The organism is Rouxiella aceris (genome assembly GCF_012933545.1).
Taxonomy (GTDB): Bacteria; Pseudomonadota; Gammaproteobacteria; order Enterobacterales; family Enterobacteriaceae; genus Rouxiella; species Rouxiella aceris.
Genome location: NZ_JAADJU010000008.1, coordinates 155,500 through 172,337, shown reverse-complemented (window position 1 = coordinate 172,337; position 16,838 = coordinate 155,500). Strand labels below are relative to the sequence as shown.

At 50.9% G+C, this 16,838-nt stretch carries 10 protein-coding genes; 5 read left to right on the top strand and 5 right to left on the bottom strand.

The window, feature by feature from the left end; translation table 11 throughout:
- Window positions 1-29 precede the first annotated feature (29 nt).
- Both GW590_RS15880 and pdeH read right to left on the bottom strand, forming a co-directional pair.
- Window positions 30-2,093 carry an AsmA family protein gene (locus GW590_RS15880; protein WP_169404036.1) on the bottom strand — a complete coding sequence of 688 codons (2,064 nt, stop codon included), beginning with the start codon at window positions 2,091-2,093 and terminating at the stop codon, window positions 30-32.
- A 139-nt stretch (window positions 2,094-2,232) separates the two neighbouring features.
- Entirely contained in the window at window positions 2,233-3,009 is a 777-nt protein-coding gene (gene pdeH, locus GW590_RS15875) for a cyclic-guanylate-specific phosphodiesterase (protein ID WP_169404035.1), read from the bottom strand.
- 493 nt (window positions 3,010-3,502) lie between these two features.
- Between pdeH and kdgK the strand changes: the two genes are divergently transcribed.
- Window positions 3,503-4,441, top strand: coding sequence for a 2-dehydro-3-deoxygluconokinase (gene kdgK, locus GW590_RS15870; RefSeq protein ID WP_169404034.1), 939 nt, complete (start codon window positions 3,503-3,505; stop codon window positions 4,439-4,441).
- 88 nt (window positions 4,442-4,529) lie between these two features.
- Here the strand turns inward: kdgK and GW590_RS15865 are convergent, their stop codons facing one another.
- From GW590_RS15865 to hmsP, 3 genes are all read right to left on the bottom strand, one after another.
- Entirely contained in the window at window positions 4,530-5,978 is a 1,449-nt protein-coding gene (locus tag GW590_RS15865) for a M16 family metallopeptidase (protein ID WP_169404033.1), read from the bottom strand.
- A 572-nt stretch (window positions 5,979-6,550) separates the two neighbouring features.
- Window positions 6,551-7,831, bottom strand: a complete 1,281-nt coding sequence (locus GW590_RS15860) for a dicarboxylate/amino acid:cation symporter (RefSeq protein WP_169404032.1) — start codon at window positions 7,829-7,831, stop codon at window positions 6,551-6,553.
- Between the two features lie 332 nt (window positions 7,832-8,163).
- A complete protein-coding gene (gene hmsP / locus GW590_RS15855) occupies window positions 8,164-10,164 on the bottom strand; it encodes a biofilm formation regulator HmsP (protein ID WP_169404192.1) in 2,001 nt (666 codons plus the stop codon).
- 565 nt (window positions 10,165-10,729) lie between these two features.
- On the opposite strand from hmsP, the gene GW590_RS15850 reads away from it, so the two are divergent.
- The 4 genes from GW590_RS15850 to bcsB are packed head-to-tail and all read left to right on the top strand — an operon-like array spanning window position 10,730 to window position 16,813.
- Window positions 10,730-11,440, top strand: a complete 711-nt coding sequence (locus tag GW590_RS15850) for a cellulose biosynthesis protein BcsO (protein WP_169404031.1) — start codon at window positions 10,730-10,732, stop codon at window positions 11,438-11,440.
- On the top strand, window positions 11,431-12,234 hold the full coding sequence (gene bcsQ / locus GW590_RS15845) for a cellulose biosynthesis protein BcsQ (protein ID WP_169404030.1): 804 nt from the start codon (window positions 11,431-11,433) through the stop codon (window positions 12,232-12,234). Before GW590_RS15850 ends, bcsQ begins: the two co-directional genes overlap by 10 nt.
- Before the next feature lie 29 nt (window positions 12,235-12,263).
- The gene (bcsA, locus tag GW590_RS15840) at window positions 12,264-14,363 is read left to right on the top strand and encodes a UDP-forming cellulose synthase catalytic subunit (RefSeq protein ID WP_169404029.1); all 2,100 of its coding nucleotides are present in this window, start codon (window positions 12,264-12,266) and stop codon (window positions 14,361-14,363) included.
- Window positions 14,360-16,813, top strand: a complete 2,454-nt coding sequence (gene bcsB / locus GW590_RS15835; protein ID WP_169404028.1) for a cellulose biosynthesis cyclic di-GMP-binding regulatory protein BcsB — start codon at window positions 14,360-14,362, stop codon at window positions 16,811-16,813. The genes bcsA and bcsB overlap by 4 nt, the downstream gene beginning before the upstream one ends.
- Window positions 16,814-16,838 lie beyond the last annotated feature (25 nt).

Sequence of the window (16,838 nt, the reverse complement as noted above, 5' to 3'; positions counted from 1 at the left end):
AATGTAATAAACAAGGGCGGAAACCCGAGCTATTTTTTCGCCTTCATCTTTTGCAGGATAGGGCCACACTGGTTACTTTCGTTATCGCTGGGAGAAATCAGCGCCAACAAAGCCGCCGCCGGTGTCAGTACCGCGCCAAGCGCCACTGCGGCAGCGCCACGGACGATCAGTGGGCCGGGCTTGACGCCGGCATCAGGATGCTTAAAGGTGCCGCGAACATAGAGCGGCGAACGCAATGTCAAAATCCGCACCCCTTTGCTTTCCGGGTCTATCGACAGATCCAGCCGTTCACTGGCAAAGTTGCTGGTGCCGCTGACGTTAATTACCGCATTCTCGGTGTCAAATACCAGCAGGTCCGGCTTTGCCAATCCGCTTTGAATATTGATATCCGCCGCCGCACAGTTAATGGCCACCTCGTCGTCACCAAACAACTGGGCAACCACATAATTACCCACGTTTAGCCCGGCAATCTCCATCAGACTGCGACTGATTACCCCTTTATTGATCAGCAGTTTCAGTTCCCCATTACTGCTCCCAAGTAGAGCCGCCACGGAATTGCCCGTGCCGGTGAGTTTGGCATCACCGTTAAGCTGACCGAGACTTTTTTTCATCGATGCCAGGTTGGGAACCAGCTCTTTAAGCTGTAGCCGACGAGCATGTATATCTGCCCGTCCCTGCATCGGGCTTTTATCGCCTTCAAGTCGGACGGTGGCGTTCAGATCGCCGCCCGCAACGCCAAAGCGCAAAGGATCCAGCAGCAAATCGCCGTTGTTTAATTTCAGATGGGTGTTGAGATTATTCAATGGCAAGGAGGTGCCATGTTCAATCTTTTTGGCGCTAAATTTGACATCGGCATCCATGACTCGCCAGCTCTTGGTATCAAACTTCTCCACCGGCAATACTTTATCGTCGGGCTGACGGCTGGTTTCGCCCCGTTTGGCCTTGTCACTATTGGAGTCGGCACCGATTAATGGCGCAAGATCGGCAAATCTCAGTTGATTGGAGGTGATATCGCCGCTTAATTGCGGACGGGGCTGGCTGGCAAGATAGGTCAGAGAGCCATGAATATCGCTGTCGCCGATTTCGCCGTTAAAATCCTGATACTGGAATTTGGCCCCGGCCGGGTTATGCAATTGGGCCGTCAAATGACCGTCGGTTTCATACGGCGGGGTCTGTGGCAGCAGAACACCGGTCAGTCCATAGAGATCAGACAGCGTTTGTCCGGAAAATTTCAGCCGCAAATCCAGCGCCCCCAGGTTCATGGGGTCAGTCAAGGTGCCCGCCACCACTACGCGGGTATTTCCCGAACGCACATCGGCCTGCAGCGGGAAGCGGACATCGGGGTCCTGCATGGCCAGCATGCCGCCAATTTTACCGCTACCGACAAGGGATTCACCCTTGTATTTCCCCTCGACTTTCCAGCCAAAAACATAGTCAGGCGTCGCTGATTTCGCCGCATCCTGATTTTCCTGCCCACTGCTTTTGCCGGTAACCTCGGCAAATGGCAAAGGTTTACCCAAAGGATCGATCAGCGCACGGAAATCGGCTTTTAGCGTAGCGTCTTTAAAATCGATTTGCCCGCGATCAAAAACAATATCATTGACCTTGAATGACCAGGCGGATGCCGGCTGGCTGCTGTCATGGCTGTCGCTGTTGGCAAGGTTAAAGGTCCAGTTATTTTTTCCGTCAGCCAGACGTAGCAGCGAGGCATCCGGCTGCTTTAACCCGATCCGCGGGATTAGCACTTCTTTATTAAGGAGCGCCAATGGCGACAGGCTGGCATCAACGCGCTGCAAATGCACCATCGGCTTATCGCCTGGCATATCCGGCGGATTTCCCAGCACAATATCTTCAGCATGTAGATGCGGCCAGGGTACCCAGGCACGCCAGCCGCCTTCCTCTTTTTGCCGTGACCAGTCAACACCCAGGTCGCCACGGATGGCAAAAGGTCGATTCAGTTCAGCAGAAACTTTCTGATTGATGGTTGGCTTAAGACGATTCCAGTCAAAAGTCGCCACCAGAATAACGATGCCAACCAGTAAAATAACCAATACAGCAGCCGTCCAACTTATCGTTTTTCCTGTGCGGGTCATAAATCTGTTCCTGTGAAACGATGAATGGATAATTTTAGGCTGTGTCCCGCCACGCAGGCGGCTAACCGACGGGGGCACAGTTTATAAAGATAGTTGAATTTGCACAGGAATGCATAAAGGGGGCAAGCGGACGGGTGACTTAATCTGGAAAGTGAATAGGAATATCGGCAAGAAAATCAAAGGTTTTCGGGCGTGATAAATAGTAGCCCTGCGCGGCCATGGCATCAGAGTTGCGCACCATTGCCCACTCTTGTTCGGTCTCAACGCCTTCAATAATCACCCCTTTGCTATAGCGATTCATCAAGGTGACTAGCGTATAGAACAGACGTACGCCCTCGTCACTCTGACGCAATAAAATAAACAGATCGCGAGCAATTTTGATGTATTCGTAATTCCAGGAGGTGAACGACGAAAAGTTGGCAATCCCTTCACCAAAGTCATCTAGCCACAGGCGGTCGGAATGCTCAATCTGCGAAAGCGGGATACTGAGGGCATTTTCAGCTGTTTCGACCAACTCAAAACGCAGAAACGGCATCTGGTTGATTTTTTTCTTCAAATTCTTATGAGTTTGCAGAAGCTCCAGCACTTGGCCATCAACGTTGATGGAGACCAGCAGGTCGTGTTGTTCAAACATCGGCTGCCATTTTCGCAGCAGATCGATCTGCTCTTCAACAATCAGCAAACGCCGGTTGAGTGACACCGCCGCAAAATAAAGCTCCGGCGAGACAAATTTTTGCGGTTCAGCGGGATGAAAAATGCCACTGAGCAACTCAATGCCCATCATCTGACCGTTAGTGCGATAAATCGGTTGAAAGCGGTATATCCGTTGGCACTGGCGCCAATATGACTGCGCCTTGACGCGCTCTAATGCCGAAAAAGACGGCGTAAAGAGGCCAAGCATCATCTTAGTTATCATATTCTTTTGCCGCCATGAATTTAAAGTCAGATAATCAGGTGACATGCGGCAACATGTTTGCGCGACTACACAAGTAGCCCGGCTCCCTGGCTTTCTATAAGTAGTATTATCTATCGGCGAAGCACGAAGAAACTTTAATCAACTTCCTTTCTGTGGTTTTAAATGCCACTGTAAAAGCACAAAATGCTCCCGGTACTGCCAGACAAATATCAAACAACTCTTGCAGTTATCCCTGGTAATGCCTTGACGACAATCGACGTGAACCTGAAATTTAGCGCCTAAACTTCGAGCCAGCCCTAAAAATTATAAAACCCTGTTTTAATATTCTTGACTGTTCAGCTGCATGCGAAGAGACTAGACACCATCTTTATCTGTAATTTTCCACTTCCTGATTTTATATACCCAATAGATTGCAACGTGCAGGAATGCAACCAACAAGCCTGCTGCTTGAAAGATAACGGGTGGTACCCTTAAACGAGATGGGCAGGTTTGCATGACCAGTAAAAATATTGCCGTTATCGGCGAATGCATGATCGAGTTATCGCAGAAAGGCGATTTGCTAAACCGCGGTTTTGGCGGAGATACTCTTAATACTTCAGTTTATATTGCCCGTCAGGTTGCCGAGGAGGCACTCAAGGTGCACTACGTCACCGCCCTGGGCACCGACAGCTTCAGCAGCGATATGCTCGCCGCCTGGCAGCAGGAAGGGGTAAAAACCGATCTGGTGCAGCGACTGGACAATAAACTGCCGGGTTTGTACGTCATTGAAACCGATACCAGCGGAGAGAGAACTTTCTACTACTGGCGCAATGATGCTGCCGCACGCTATTGGCTGGACAGCCCTGACTCAGAAGCCATTTGCCAGCAACTCGCCGACTTTGACTACCTGTATCTCAGTGGCATTAGCCTGGCGATCCTCAGCGAAGAGAGCCGCGAACGTCTGATGTCATTGCTTAAAACCTGTCGTGCGCGCGGTGGGAAAGTTATTTTTGACAATAACTACCGTCCACGCCTGTGGCAAAGCAAAGAGCAAACGCAACAAGCCTATCAGGCAATGCTCGCCTGTACCGACATCGCCTTCCTGACCCTGGATGACGAAGATATGCTGTGGGGCGCAGTGCCTTATCAGGACGTGATTGCCCGTACTCACGCCCTGGGCGTCAGCGAAGTGGTAGTCAAACGCGGTGCGGACAGCTGTATTGTCTCCAGCGCCGAGGGTGAACTGCATGAGGTTCCGGCAGTGAAACTGCCAAAAGACAAGGTGATCGATACCACCGCAGCCGGTGATTCTTTCAGTGCCGGTTATCTGGCTCGTCGCCTGACCGGTGCCAACGCGGTCGAAGCGGCGCAGCGTGGCCACTTAACCGCCAGCACGGTGATCCAGTATCGCGGTGCCATTATCCCGCTCGATGCCATGTCATCCTGGCAATAAGCGGCCGGTAACGGCAAAAAGCCCCGCTCGTATAACGTTCGGGGCTTTTTTATTGTTTCAAACAATGGAACGCAGTTACCAGGCAGATTTACTGCGCCGATCCCACCACGGCATCATAGGTATCTTGCAAGGTTTTGACGCTTAATTCCGACTCGCCTTTCGGCTGGATCAACAGCAAGGAAGGCGCGTGAGACAGTTGCTGTTTTAGCTCCTGATTAAATTCAGGTAATGTCAGCGTGGTTAAAAACTCCTGACGCAGCTTCTGATACTGTTCAGGAGCGATATCCACCACGGCATTTTGCTGCGATCGCAGACGCTGGCTCATCAATACGCCAGTATCGGTGCGAGCATAGGTGGCAAACAGCTGACTCAGTTGCTCTTTTTTCCTGGCGATCAAGGTATCGAATTCTGCCTGCGAAAGACCGCTATCACGGACTTTTACCAGCTCGCTGGCCAGACGCTTCAGGGCTGGCTGTAAGGCCTCCTGCGGGGCTTCCATACGGATGGCACACTGCGCATGCTGATACTGGACATGGCAATCAAAGCCCAATGCCGGTTTCCCTGCACTGCCTTCTTTGTCTTCGGTCGATGTTTTCAGCCCCTGCTGTAAATGCAGGAACAGTGCCTCACGCGCCAAATCACTGCGCCAGTAAGCGCTTAAAGCCGTTGAGTCCTGAATGGGTTGCCACGACATGCTCCACATCAAAGAGAGACGATCCTGACTGATTGCCGGATCGAACATCGACATGGATTTTGCCGGCACATCCACCAACGTAGGCACAGTCTGCGGGGTTTCACGTCGCCCTTTCAGACCGGAGAAAGCTTTATTAATTTGTTCGGCCATTGCGCGGCTATCGACATTGCCCACCACGTACAGGGTCATGGCGTCCGGGGTATACCACTGATGATAAAACTTGCTCAGATCCGCTGCTTTAGCCGGTTTGGCCGGTAATAAATCCGGCCCATGGCCCACCAGCGTCGAGCCACTGATACGATAGCGCCACCAGAGATCCTGCGAGTCCGCCGGTACGGAGTCAATGGCGTCCTGCGGTGCCTGATAAGCGGCATGCACCGACTCCGGGGTGATCACCATTTTTTCCGTGGTCGATACCATCCAGCTCAGTGCCGACTTGAGCAGATCGGGGCGTCCGTTAGGCAAGCTGAGGTTATAGGAGGTAAAGTCATAAGAGGTGACTGCCGGTGAAGTTGGCCGTTGATTATCAATCACCTGCTGCCAGAAAGAATGCAACTGGGCAGTGGTAAAGCCTTCACTGTGGAGCAACGCCAGGCGCGGTAAAAAGTGCGCAAAACCCTGCTGCTGCGCATTTTCTGCCAGCGATCCGGTGCGCACCAGTAATCTGAGTTCAATGCGATCGTTGGGACGCTGCGGCGTAGTCAATAATTGCCAGGTGAAGCCGTTATCCAGTTTTCCCTGTTGCCAGGCCGGATCGGGTTGTAGTGCTTCAGCCTGCACGTTGCTGCCGGCTGAAGCCAACAACAACCCACCAAGGAGTAAGCGAATTCTGGTGCCCTGCATGTGAACCCCTACGTAAATAACTCTACCCATTGTCTCCGCCGCTGCTGGTGCCAAAGCATGGCGCAGTCATCCGCCGTAAAATGCCTCGGCATTCGCTTGTCGCAGCTGCAGTGACGCTGGATAAATCAAATTTTCAATAATTAAATCTTGCACTTACCTGGTCTGCAAGGTGGCAAGTTCCAATGTAAAAACGAAACAGGCGAATATCGCACTGTGTTAGACAGCGCGACTTCGCAGATGTCACGGCTCACATTGAAAATAATATGATGTCTATATTTTTCATATGGTTATGCCATATTTACTGGCCATCAAGGGCCATAAATATCCTCGGGCCAGCCGGAGAATGCCCTGCACTGGCAGAGACGCGTTGCGGCTAACCGGACGGTGGCGCTGGCAGCGAAAGCGCAAGCTCAGGTCCAGGCTACGGCCATTCAGTCAGGCATATTATGAAGATAATCCATCGGTTACATCAAGTAACCGATGGATTAAAGGGGAAATGAACGGTTAATGTCACTCTTTTGGGGTAAAAAATGTCGCTTTTTACCTGCGAGTCAACACCGGGAAGTCGGGTATCAGGCTATTTTATCCACACCTATTGCCGATTTTTTACTCAGCGTAGCCTTGAGTTGTTTTTCATCCAGTTGATTGCAATATTTTGCCACCACGATGGTCGCGACACCGTTGCCGATCAGATTGGTCAAGGCACGCGCTTCCGACATAAAGCGGTCGATGCCGAGGATCAATGCCAGACCGGCCACCGGCAAATGCCCCACCGCAGAAAGAGTGGCCGCCAGGACAATAAAGCCACTGCCCGTGACCCCGGCCGCACCTTTAGAAGAGAGCAATAACACCACCAGCAAGGTGATCTGATGCCAGATATCCATATGCGTATTGGTCGCCTGGGCGATAAACACCGCAGCCATGGTCAGATAGATCGAGGTACCGTCCAGATTAAACGAGTAGCCGGTAGGAATGACCAGCCCGACAACCGATTTCTTGCAGCCCAGCTTTTCCATCTTGTCCAGCATACGCGGCAGCGCTGATTCGGAGGAAGAGGTTCCCAGCACGATCAGCAGCTCTTCTTTTATATAACTGACGAATTTGAAAATGCTGAAGCCGGTGAAGCGAGCGATTAGCCCCAGCACTACAATGACAAATACCACGCAGGTCAGGTAGAAACAGAGGATCAACTGACCCAGTTGCACCAGTGAACCCAGACCATATTTACCGATGGTAAAGGCCATGGCACCAAATGCGCCAAGCGGGGCCAGACGCATAATCATATTAATGATGCCAAAGATAACGTTCGAGAAACTCTCGATAACGTTAAACATCAGCTGCCCTTTAGGGCCCAGGTGATGCAGAGCAAAACCGAACAACACGGCAAACATCAGCACCTGCAAGATATTACCGCTGGCAAAGGCGCCAATCACGCTGCCGGGAATAATATCCATCAGGAAGGGGATAATGCCCTGGCTTTGCGCCTGTTCGGCATAAACCGCCACCGCTTTGGCGTCCAGCGCCGCCGGATCAACATTCATTCCGGCCCCGGGTTGAACCACATTAACGATAATCAGGCCGAGAATAAGCGAAAGGGTGCTGACGATTTCAAAATACAACAGGGCAATGGCACCGGTGCGACCTACCGCCTTCATACTTTCCATACCGGCAATACCGGTAACAACGGTACAAAAAATAACCGGTGCAATAATCATTTTGATCAGTTTGACAAAACCATCTCCCAATGGCTTCATCTGCGCCCCGAGTTCGGGGTAAAAATGCCCGAGCAACACCCCGAGGGTTATTGCAGCAAGCACTTGAAAATAAAGACTTCTAAATATGTTTTTTTTCATTTACGGCCATCCTGTAGTGAAAGTCTACCCGTGAGGTTCCAAAAAGCAGCAAGGCGGATAATATTCGGATCACCAGACGCTGACTCTGCCCATTGACCGGGCGATTGCGTACCTGCAATGTAAAAAAATGAAAGGTAAAAAGTGTCTCGCCGTATCATTACAACAAACGACAGCGGGAAAATAGCATTGAGATAACAGGATGGAAATAAATTGTTTCTTATTGCAATGTTTGTTGTTAAAAAATAGAACTGAAAGCGTTCAGCAAAAACATTTCCTGTCACTTTATCTGAATAAAAACAGCAGAGAAGCGGTGGTATTCACAGCAGGAGGGGTTATTCGGGGCGGGCATATTCGCTGAGGTATTTTGCTTCAAATTCCGCCTGCGGCAGTGGTGGAGAGAAAAGGTAACCCTGTCCCAAGACGATATTCCGGGAAAGTAACCAATCACGCTGTTGCGGCGTTTCCACCCCTTCAGCAACCAGACGGATCTGCATGGCGCGGGCGATGGTGGCCACAATATTGACCATCACCTCATCATCGGGCAGCGCAGCGACAAACATGCGGTCAATTTTAATCACATCAATCGGCAGGTTGCGCAGGCGGTTGAGGTACTCCAGCCCCGAGTAACCCAGGCCAAAGTCATCCAGCTCCACAGAAACGCCCACCGCGCGCAGCTCCCTCAGCAATAGCAGCGCCCGATCCAAGTCGGTGATACGCGCTGTCTCGGTAATTTCCAACACCAGTTGCCCGAGATCAATTTGATAGCGGCTGAGCAGGCTGCGTAATTCAGGCAGGAAATTACGCTGCTGAATTTGCACCCCGGATAAATTGACCGATAACGGCAAACGGATACCGCGGCGCTGCCAGTCGGCCAGAATATGGCATCCCAGCTCCAGCACCTTATAACCCAACTGCGCCATCACCCCAATTTCTTCGGCAATGACAATAAAATCATTTTCCAGACCGTAGCTGCCATCGCTCATTTTACGACGCAGCAGCGCTTCAGCACCGACAACCGCGCCGGTCAACATATTAATCTGCGGCTGAATAAAGAGAGTGAAATCATCTTTCTCCATGGCGTGGAGGATTTCATTTTCCTGTAATAACCGTTTTTGAATTTTGGCCGTTAAATCCGCTTCGAAAAACAGGATCTGATTTTTGCCCTGCTGATAGGCGGAAACACGCGCCGCTCTGGCATTAACCATTAACTGGTGACCACTGATATTCTGACCGGCAATATGCTGGGCAATACCAATACTGCCCGTAGGATGCAACGTCATTGCCATGGCATCGTTGGCCTGCGGGGCATTAATGCGTTCCATCAACTGCCGGGCCAGCCGCATGGCCATAAAGGGACGTTCAATATCACTGGCTAATAAGGCAAACTCGTTATAACTCAATCGCGCCAGCAAACTTTGTTCCGATAATAATTCGCTAAGCGCGGCAATAACCGGACAATAATCACCTTCACCCTCCCCCAGGCTTTCAATGCCAATCAGCATAATATGGAAATTTTTATCTGCCAGAGAGCCGTGCATGCGCTGTTCCAGCCAGTGAATAAATTGCTGCTCATCCGGAAAACGGGCGGGGGCAGGTACCCGAGTCTCCTGCATAAATTTAACTTTTTTATCAATTAATTGCTGATGGCGATTATAGCTACGGATCAGCATCCCTAATTCATCGTCCTCATGATGCGGCAGCACCGTCAACTGATGAGCATGGACTTCACTTTCCGGCACGGCTCCCAGTTCACGGGCAATCGAACGCAAAGGATGAATAATCAATCTGTTGATACACCAACTGGTGGCAATGGAAAGGATTAACGCCAATAACAGGTAGGTGGTCAGCATGGTGGAGAGTGCGCTGACAATAAACTGATACATCCGATAAGGGTCGGCCTGCATCACCAAAGAGGCCAGTGGCTGCGGTGGAGCATCGCTGGCATTGCTAGCCGGAGAATACAGCGGCACCGAAATCTGGATCGGCAAACGGAAGCACTTTTTCACCCAGTCGGGTACCGGCCTGCCTTCAGCAAAATGCGTGCGTAATGTTTCAGTTTGATTGGGCAACACGACATCTGCGCGATTAAGTATGCCTACCGGGCGTAGGGTATCGAGGATGTGTTGGCTGGTGGTCAAATCGGCATTCATTACCGCTTGCGAGAGAGGTTTTGAGATGGAGCGGGCAATATTTTCCAGTTGCTGAGCGTAATCATCCCTCCTCTGTTGCACAAAGTGAAACAGTTGGATGGCGATAAAAATACAGATGGTAACCAGCATCACGCAGGATACTGCCGCCATCTGCTTAATTGTTAATGAACGCCTGACCCGCAACATATCTCTCCAACGCTGATTAACCCGCCGCCTCGCGAGATCGCATGATACCAGTTAGTCGGCATTGGCGCAGTAACCCCGTTCAACCCCTATTCCGGCACGATAATTCTCGTGTTTTATCTATAAAAACAATGGGTTTTATAATCTATTTCGCAAATAAACGCCTTTACGATTTCCATACAATTATGAATATTTTCGCTGACAACAAATATGGATATTAATTCCCTGAAGTATTCCACTTAGGTTAATGCCACTTAAGCAAGGAATGTGCTGCAATTCACAACTTTTTTCGCCACTTTGGCGGCATTAAGACAAAGTTGCAGCTAATCTACATTAAATAGCTTTTTTCACAGTGAGTTAGGTTGCTAGCTTGTAGAGATGGGGTTAATCCTATTTTTTGTAAAAAATTACTTAACTAATAAAAGAGCTGATATATTAGGACAAATCTTAGTCTCTAACCTTTTCCGGGTACTCTTTTTTCCCCATTTATCTGGCTGTTGGTACGCTCGGGCTTTTTTTGAGCTGCCAAAATCTCGATTGAATATAATCCTAGCAGGCGGGATATATGAACAAGTATGACGACATTAAGCGCTTCATAGAAAAATCAAATATGCAAGGCATTGATTATAAAGAAATCACTGATGACGCCACAACAAAACCGATCTCAGGTTCCATGAATCAATGGACACTGATCAAACAGGTCGCCTTTAGTGAAGAAAAAGCCGGGCCGTTAGAAAGTGGGCGTACGACCCAACCTACACCACAGGCGATTTCCGAGGACGAATTTACCGCGCCTGCTGCTGAGTTGGCCCCTGTTGCTACGCCAGTCAGCCAGCCGGTTGTCCCGGTGTCGAGTGCCATTACCAGTTCAGGCTTTGGCTTGCTGGATTCACTGCGTGAAACTCTGCCGCCGAAAGAAAGTACATCGGTTACTGCTGCGCCAAAAGCTGAACCTGTTGCAGCGCCCCCTGCCAGTCATCATGTTGCCTCGCCAACCCTGTTCGCTCAGTCGGTGACCCCGGATAGCGGTTCAGGTTTGCTTGATTCGGTTCGTCAGGCATTGCCTGCTCAAGCCGTTGCGAAGCCGCAGCAACCTGCTTATGTGGCTCCTGTGCAAACGGTACGCGCTGCGCCAGCAGCCTCCGTCACCCCTGCACCAGCACCTGAACGATACAAACAAATGTTTAAACAAAAAGCGCCTCAGGTCACGGCGGCGTCATTGCCTCGTGATACGCCGCTCCAACCCCTGTTAGAGATGATTGCATCATGCCGTTAGTCTGTGTTTGTTCGCCGAAAGGCGGGGTAGGTAAAACCACTGTTGCCTCCAACCTGGCCTATTCTTTGGCTCGCAGTGGCAGCAAAGTTCTGGTTATCGATTTTGACGTCCAAAATGCACTTCGTCTGCACTTTGGTGTGCCAATTTCTGATACCCGTGGATTTGTTGCCGGTTCAGGAAACGAATCAGACTGGAGTCAATTTATCCTGAAAGCTGGCTCCAACACATTTGTTTTGCCTTATGGCGAAGTGAGTGAAGATCAGCGTCTGGAATTTGAACATCAGTTGGCCACCGATCCGCATTTTCTACAACGCGGTTTAAATACCGTGCTTAATTATCCCGGTTTAGTGGTTATTGCCGATTTTCCTCCGGGTCCAGGTCCGGCATTAAAAGCGGTGCAGAATTTGGCGGATTTGCATGTGGTGGTGATGTTGGCAGATACCGCGTCGCTATCGTTATTACCGCTGATGGAAAATAACAAACTAATTGGTTCACCTTTAAATAATAAGAAGGGTGAGTATTACGTTGTTAACCAAAGTGACACTCGTCGCACATTAAGTCGTGACGTCACGCAATTTTTTGAACAACGTTTAAACGAAAGACTGTTGGGCACGATCCACAGGGATGAATGTGTTCCAGAGGCCAATGCCTCGCAGCGCTCGATTATTGATTTCAGCCCGGTATCGGCCTCAGCCTTTGATATTGAGCTAATCAGCAAGAAAGTTGCCGCCATTTTAGGGATCAAAGTGGGTGATGGTGAATTGCATGCAGCACCTAAGCCTGGATCTTATTAATAACGAAAGTTAAAAGTGACCCTAAAGCGATGACTAAATTCCTGTTCTCTCTGCTTGTGATCCTCTTACTGCCGGTAGCGGCAGTCATTATCATTACGCCAATGGACAGCCCAAAGCAGTATATTTTTGGGTTGATTAGTATTGGGATTTTATTTTTATTGGGCTTTAGTAAGAATAAACGTATCAGCGTTGTTATGGTCATTATGTCCACGATGATGTCGACGCGTTATATTTACTGGCGTGCCACCGAAACCCTGCATTTTAATTCCACCATTGAAGCCATTTTGGGGATCGGGCTTTTCCTGGCCGAACTCTATGTCTGGCTTATTTTGTTGTTGGGTTATCTGCAAACCACCTGGCCACTAAAACGCACCATTGAGCCTTTGCCAAGTGATATGAATCTGTGGCCAACCGTTGACGTTTATATTCCGTCATATAATGAAAGCCTCGACGTAGTGCGTGATACCGTACTTGCCGCGCAATGTATTGATTATCCGAAAGACAAAATCAAAATCTACGTGCTCGACGACGGCAAACGCGATGAATTTGCTGTGTTTTCGGCGGATGCCGGTGTCGGCTACATTACCCGTAATGACAACGCTCATGCCAAGGCCGGTAACCTTAACCATGCCATGAAGTTGACCAAGGGTGAGCTGATTTGCGTGTTCGACTGCGATCACGTAGCCACGCGCGCCTTCTTGCAGGCCACAGTCGGCAGCTTTCTGAAAGATCCGAAACTGGCGCTGATTCAGACGCCACACTACTTCTATTCACCCGATCCGTTCGAACGTAACCTGTCGCCGGCCAGCTCGATCCCCAACGAAGGGGCATTGTTCTACGGCCCGGTCCAGCAAGGCAACGATAACTGGAATGCGACCTTCTTCTGCGGCTCCTGTGCGGTTATCCGCCGGGTAGCATTGGAAGAAGTCGGCGGATTTGCTACCGAAACTGTGACCGAAGATGCCCACTCGGCGCTGAAAATGCAGCGTCGTGGCTGGAATACCGCGTTCCTCGATATTCCCTTGGCTGCCGGTCTGGCCACTGAACGTCTCGGTCTGCACGTGATCCAACGTACCCGCTGGGCACGTGGCATGACGCAGATTTTCCGCGTTGACAATCCATTATTTGGCCGTGGTCTGACCTGGCCGCAACGTCTGTGCTATCTCAATGCCATGCTGCACTTCCAGTTTGGTTTGCCACGCGTGGTGTTTCTGACCGCACCTATCGCCTTCTTGTTGTTCAACCTGAACATTATTTCATCATCGGCGAGCCTGATCTTTGCTTATGCCTTGCCTCACCTGGTGATGTCGCTATACGTCAACTCACGAATGAACGGCAAATTCCGCTACACCTTCTGGGGTGAAATCTACGAAACCGTGATGGCGTTCCACCTGATCCTGCCAACGATTGTGACCATGTTTGCGCCAAAACGCGGCAAGTTCAACGTAACGGATAAAGGCGGTTTGCTGGATGTGGGCTTCTTCGATTTCAACATAGTGAAACCTCATCTGATCGTCGCCATTCTGCTGATGATTGGTATTGGTTATGGCATCGCCCGCATGGTGTTCCACACCTATTTCAATATCGACCCGAACGTAGTGGCGCTCAATATTGCCTGGGGCAGCTTTAGCGTACTGATCCTGCTGGCAGCGATTGCCGTGGCCAAAGAGACCCGTCAGGTGCGCAAAACCATCCGCATTGACGTGGAGATCCCGGCAATTGTCCACTACGCCAACGGTATCTCGCTGCGTACGCGCACCATTGATATGTCAATGGGCGGGGTGCAGCTGATTACGCCAGACGTCCGTTATCTCAACGAAGAGATCGAAGAGGTAGAAATTCAGTTGCAGTCCGGTGCGGAGAGCTTCCCTGTCAGCCAGATCAGCGGTGACAAAGAGGCGATGCGCCTGAAATTTGAAAATCTTACTCTGGATAAACGCCGTGAGTTAGTGCGAGTGGTTCTGGCTCGTGCTGATGCCTGGATTGGCGCCGACTATCCGCAGGATAACCCTCTGCGTTCTCTGGCAAGCATTGTGCGCTGTGTGTTTGAGCTGTTTTACAACACATGGAAAGAGCGTCACAGCAGTAAAAAAGCCGACAAGCCTGGCAGCGAGAGTGAAGTAGCATGAATCAAGCACAGAATTCACCCAAAAAGACTTCTTTAAGAAGCAAGCTGGCCCGTGGTGTGTTATTGGCCTTGGGAGCGCTGCCACTGGTGCAGACCCTGGCAGCACCACAGGAAAATATGACGACGGCAGATACCTCGGCAGCGGCCACTGGCAGTAATATCCCGCCATCACCAAGCTGGCTGCCAGCCACGCCACCTGTTGCTGCTACCGATGAATCGCAGCCCGCGACAAGCACCCTGCCGACAACAGTGGATGCCGGTTCACCGCTCTCTGCAGCATTGGCGGTACAGCCGTTGGTACAACCTATCGGCAATAAAGTGACAGTTGCGGAAATGGGGCAGCCAAATGGCCTGACCCTCGGCGGCGGCCAACTGGAGTCCGGTATTATGTTTACCGTGCCCAGCGATCAGGTGACAACCAACGCCAAACTGTCGCTGGCGTTAAAAATCTCCCCGGCGCTGATTGCCCGCGATACTACGCTGGAACTGATGTTAAACGGCCAGCCGCTGGGCAGCCTGCCGTTAACCCAGAGCAGCAACGGCGGTGATGTCTATGAACTGGACATCCCTTCTGCCATGGTGGTGTCGAGCAATAACCTGAGCTTCCGCGTGCATGACAGCAACACCATGACCTGCGAGAAAGATCAGTCAGAAAAATATTGGGTAACCATTCTGCCGAATACCAGTATTCAACTGGAAGGTCAGCAACTGAATATTGGCCTTAATATGGGTAACTTCCCACGGCCGTTCTTTGATCCGCTGCAAATGCAGGAATCGCAGGTGCCGATGGCATTCTCGGCATCCATGCAGCCGCAGGACGTCAGCTCGGCGGCGATGGTTGCCTCCTATCTCGGTATGCTTTCCGACTACCGCGACGTCAATTTCCCGGTAGTGCTCAACGATCTGCCCGACAAAAACGGCATCCTGTTTGGCAAACCGGGGGATAAAATCGGCTCATTGACCCTGCCCGCCAGCGACGGCGCAAGCATCCAGATTATCGATAACCCGATCAATCCGGTCTATAAACTGCTGCTGGTGTTGGGACATGATGAAAACGAAATACGTCAGGCTGCTTATCGTCTGATCAGTGCGCCATTGCCCAACGGCAGCAGCTCTATTGCTGTAACCCAGGCCACCATTCCGGCCAGCAAGCCTTATGATGCGCCGCACTGGATTGATACGACCCGCCAGGTCACCCTCGGTGAAATGGCCGCACGCGATAAAAATCCGCTGACTTCTAACGGCATTTATCACGACGGTATCCGTGTCGGTTTCCGCGCGGCACCTGACCTGTTTATGTGGGATGGTCACACCATTCCGGTACAGATCAATTATCGCTTCCCGACCGAAAGCTGGATGGATGAAGACAACTCGGTGCTGAATGTCTCGATCAACGGCACCTTCCTGCACAATTTAACCGTGAACAAGATCGGCCTGGTGGAAAACATCTGGCGGAAACTGGGCGGTGACAGTCGTCAGGAACATTACACGCTGCAACTGGCTCCTTACCTGATTTACGGTGATAACCAGCTGGAGTTCTATTTTGGTATCAAGCCCAAGCCAAATGCGCCTTGTAGCATTCTGACCAGCAACAATATCAAAAGCCGTATCGATCCCAATTCCTATATTGATTTGAGCGGCAGCTACCACTTTACCCAATTGCCAAACCTGTCCTATTTCGTCGGCGCATCTTATCCGTTCTCGAAACTGGCTGACTTTACAGAAACGCTGATGCTGTTACCGGACGCACCCAGTGCCAACGATATTCAGATGCTGTTGAACATGGCAGCACGCGCAGGCAAGGCCACCGGTGTACCTGTCAGCCACGTTCAGGTCGCTTTTGGTATTAAAGGGGATGCCAGCGACAACCCGCTGTTTGACCGTGACATTCTGGCCATTACCACGCTGGGTGATACGCCATTCAATCAGCAGCTATTCGAAAAATCACCGTTTAATATCAACAACAATAGCCTGGGAGTTAAAGCACCGACCCAATGGCAACGTGCTATCGCCTGGTTGACCGGCGACTGGTATCGCCAGCCGGTGGATGCTGACCGTTATCTCTCCTCGACGGGGGCATGGCGCGGGTTTGTCAGCTATGCATCACGCTGGTCGAATGGTCATGTAGTGGTAGTAGCAACGGGTACCGACGGTAACCAGCTGCTGAAGATCCACGATGACCTGAAATCGGCGCGGATCAACGCCGGTGTCCGTGGCGATATCGCCATTATCACCGATGAGAACGGTATCCGCAGTTTCACCGTCGGCAAGCAGTTCCCAACCGGCCAGATGCCCTGGTACATGATGGTGCTCTGGTACGCCAGTGCCCACATTGTGATCTTGTCGCTGATCGCCGTGGCGGTATCACTGCTGGTTGGCCTGAGTTTGTACGTCATGCTGGCACGACATGCGGCTAAACGCCTCGGTCGACCATCGAATAAGAAAAAATAAAAATGAAAAAACCCAATAACTCGGG